General features: G+C 70.7%; 2 protein-coding genes. One reads left to right on the forward strand and one right to left on the reverse strand.

Going from position 1 to position 2,400, the window contains the following annotated elements; genetic code table 11:
• Nucleotides 1-173: 173 nt before the first annotated feature.
• Nucleotides 174-497, forward strand: coding sequence for a hypothetical protein (locus tag MXD58_RS29135; RefSeq protein WP_250611363.1), 324 nt, complete (start codon nucleotides 174-176; stop codon nucleotides 495-497).
• Between the two features lie 67 nt (nucleotides 498-564).
• Here the strand turns inward: MXD58_RS29135 and MXD58_RS29140 are convergent, their stop codons facing one another.
• Nucleotides 565-1,938, reverse strand: a complete 1,374-nt coding sequence (locus tag MXD58_RS29140) for an alpha/beta fold hydrolase (RefSeq protein WP_248838137.1) — start codon at nucleotides 1,936-1,938, stop codon at nucleotides 565-567.
• Nucleotides 1,939-2,400 lie beyond the last annotated feature (462 nt).

Raw genomic sequence — 2,400 nt, forward strand, 5'->3', positions numbered from 1 at the left:
GTCCGATCGGGTCCCCCGCCCCCGCCCCCGCGCCGCCTGCCCGGCCTGCCCGGCCGGAGAGACGGCCGCCCGCAGGTGGCCCTGCCCTGCCCAAGCAGGGTCACCGCCCCGCCCCCGCCGATTTGGCCGGACCCCCCGGATTGGCGGGGGCGGGCAGTCCGAACGGCCCGACCGTGACGGTGACCTCGCGGGCCCCGAACCGCTGGGAGATCGCGCTGGACGCGGGCTCCGACCCGGTGGACGCGTTGCGAGCCCTTGCCCGCCTGCCGGCTGGGCTCGTCCTGACCGTCATTCCCGGCGAGGACGAAGCCGTTCTCGCCTACGGCCCGGCGCCGGGCGCGGCACCGACCCCACGGCCCACCACGGTCGCTGACGGCCTCCTCATCAGGGACGCGGCACCCGATCCGGACGTCCGCTGGATGACGACGGGCGAGCGGGATGCCTACCGGGCCGGGCATTCGGCCGCGCTCGACGGCGTCCGCCGGGACCTGAGGTAGCCCACCGCGGCGCCGGATCCGCGCGCTGCGGGATCTTCGTGCCGCGGGATCTTCGTGCCGCCAAATCTCAGGGGTCGGTTCGGAAATGCAGCGTCAGCCGATCGGTGTTCGACGGCAGCGCGGGCACGGTCATGACGGTGCGCCGCGCGGTCTGCCCGCGCGGGGTCAGCGAGACCGCCACTGAGCGGTCCCCCGACGGGATGCTGAGATCGACCCCCGTGATGAAGCTGATCTGAAAATAGGCGGGAATCGGGGTCGCCACGTCGGAGGCGTGGTCGGAACCGCGGTCGAAGATGTAGAGGGAGTTCGTCAGCTTCGTGCGGGGAACGTTCGTCGGCGTGATCACATTGGTGTTGTCGACGGTGAGGGTGTCGCTCTCGGCACCCTGATCACCCCACCATTCCATGCTCCGGTCGACGATCAGGTCGGTCTGGCCGGCGTCGACCGTCATCCCGCCGCCGAGTTCCTTGTCCGGCCTGCTGGTCAGTAGGCGGATCAGGCGGTCTCCGCGCCGGAACGGCTGGTAGTAGAAGTGATGGACGGGCTCATCCGGGCGCACGATCGCGAACTCGTAACTGGCCGACCCGTCCGCGCGCACCGGCCCCCAGGATCCATCGGCACCGATCTTGAGGAGCGCCTGCAGTCCGGCCGGCGCGCGCCGGCCGGTCTTCGGATCGACCCGGTACACCTCGAGCCGGGCATCGCCGACGGGCTCGTTGGTGGGAAAGAGCAGCGCCCGGCCGGCGAGGTCGATCTGGGCCGAGTCCGGGGTCACGTCGGTGGCGAGCGGGTCGCTGCCGGTCAGGAAGCGGAACATCTGCCGGAAGGTCTCCGCCGAGGTGGTGAGCCCGTCGCGTTCCTGCTCCAGGAAGCGGATGTTGACCGCGCCGGTGATACGCCGGGTGGGATCACCGCCGCCCCACACGACGAGTGTCGGCACGCCCTTGGGAGCGGTGAAGATCTGCTGACCGTCCAGGCTGACCAGGTGCGCGACACGGCTGGCGCGCTCGGGGGAGCTGGCCAGGTACTTCTGGGCGAGCGTGGTGCCCTCCGACTGGCCCACCAGATCGATCTTCTTCATGCGGGTGGCCGTCAACAGGTGCGTGATCTCGGCGTCGAGCCCGGGGAACGACTCCTCCTGCGCAGCGGTCGGCCTGGACGCGTCGTAGTCGAAGGCGGCTATCCGGTCCGCCGGATAGCCGTTGCTGGTGAAACGCTGCGCCTGGGTCTCGAACAGGTCGCCCGAGCCGAGGTTTCCGTGCACGAACAAGATCGGTGGACGGGAGAGGTCCGCCGTCCCCAGCTCGCCGGCCAGTTCGCGAGCGAGGGCCGTCGACTCGGCGTTGGCCGAAACACCACCGTTGCTGGAACATGCGCCCACCACCGCGACGGCGGCGATCAGCAGCGCGGCGGTCCGGCCGAACCAGCGGCGGCGAGGCATTCGGCGCCCCTTCCTCCGAAAACATGGGCGGTCCTGGGACCGCCGCCGGCGCTGTCGCGCGTTCCTGCCCCGGCCGCTCGGGTCGAACCGCCGGGAATAGTACCGGCATCCCGTGTACGAGCAGAACATACCGTCGCCGCTGTTCGCTCGCCAACCACCGAGCTGGGAGGATTGTTGGGACGACGGTGGGAAATGTCTGCGTCATCCTGCCGGCCGCCGTCCACGCAGCGGGGTCCGCCCCCCGCGGCCACACCGTCGCGCACGATCGCGCCCTTGGCCGGTGCGCCGCGACGCACCGGCCATCGCAGGGGACTCTTCGTAGGTGTGCCGCCGGAAGGCGCGTACGTGGTACGGGGGTGTACCAGGTGTACGAGATGTTGTGTGATGTCGGTGCCATGGCGATGGCCTGTAGGACTCGGCGGCCGTCGACTTCGACCTCTTCGAACTGCCAGCCGTGTCTCG

Source organism: Frankia sp. AgKG'84/4 (genome assembly GCF_023242965.2).
Lineage (GTDB): Bacteria > Actinomycetota > Actinomycetes > Frankiales > Frankiaceae > Frankia.